Source organism: Staphylococcus sp. GDY8P94P, from assembly GCF_017892255.1.
GTDB classification, from domain to species: Bacteria; Bacillota; Bacilli; order Staphylococcales; family Staphylococcaceae; genus Staphylococcus; species Staphylococcus cohnii.
This window is the reverse complement of record NZ_JAESKU010000004.1, coordinates 1,644-1,962: the sequence shown is the minus strand read 5'-3', so window position 1 is coordinate 1,962 and position 319 is coordinate 1,644. Positions and strand designations below refer to the sequence as shown.

Sequence of the window (319 nt, the reverse complement as noted above, 5' to 3'; positions counted from 1 at the left end):
ACACTAGTTTAAAACGAGTTTCTTCTTTTCTTGATACTATATAGAAATAACTCAAAGATATTAAAAGTCGTTTTATCGTTGATATGACAGTATTTTTATGTATTTTTGTGCGTGAAAGAAAAAATTGACATAAAAAAGCTCCAGTAATATGATTAAGTTACGACGCTTAAATCAATACTGGAGGTCTTTTTATATGCAATATAATACTACTAAATGTATAGACGAAAATCAAGATAATAAAACATTAAAAGATATGACGAAAAGTGGGAAACAACGCCCATGGAGAGAAAAGAAGATAGATAATGTAAGTTATGCAGAT

General features: G+C 27.9%; 1 pseudogene. It reads left to right on the top strand.

Annotation, left to right across the window (positions count from 1 at the left end):
* Window positions 1–193 precede the first annotated feature (193 nt).
* Window positions 194–319: pseudogene (locus tag KA926_RS13885) on the top strand (protein rep); the annotation flags it as partial.